We start from the raw sequence: 595 nt of genomic DNA on the forward strand, positions 1-595 counted from the left end.
GCTACTGGATCCACGGGACCGACTGGACCAACGGGTACCGACGGCGTGACTGGCCCGACGGGACGGACCGGGCCAACAGGTGCTGACGGCGCTACTGGATCCACAGGACCAACAGGAGCAACAGGCACTGACGGCGCTACGGGTTCCACTGGAGCAACCGGTCCAACTGGCGCCGACGGCGCTACTGGTGCCATCGGCGCGACCGGACCAACTGGTGCCGATGGCGCTACTGGATCCACGGGACCGACTGGACCAACGGGTGCCAATGGTGTAACTGGCGCCGATGGCGCTACTGGATCTACAGGGCCGACAGGAGCCACTGGCGCTGACGGTGTAATTGGCCCGACTGGACTTACTGGTCCAATGGGCGCTGACGGTGCTACTGGATCCACAGGACCGACCGGGCCAACTGGCGCTGATGGCGCTACTGGATCTACGGGGCCGACTGGGCCAACTGGCGCCGACGGCGCTACTGGATCCACGGGACCGACTGGACCACCGGGGGCCGATGGTGTGACTGGCCCGACGGGGCCGACTGGGCCAACTGGCGCCAACGGCACTACTGGATCCACCGGAGCAACCGGTTCAACTGGCG

Annotated in this window: 1 protein-coding gene; it reads left to right on the plus strand. The window is 66.6% G+C overall.

All coding sequences use genetic code 11. The annotated features are described in order from the left end of the window. On the plus strand, positions 1 to 595 hold a 595-nt coding region (locus tag B1748_RS36220), incomplete at both ends, for a collagen-like protein (RefSeq protein WP_179216021.1).

This window comes from Paenibacillus sp. MY03 (assembly GCF_002165585.1).
Lineage (GTDB): Bacteria > Bacillota > Bacilli > Paenibacillales > Paenibacillaceae > Pristimantibacillus > Pristimantibacillus agaridevorans.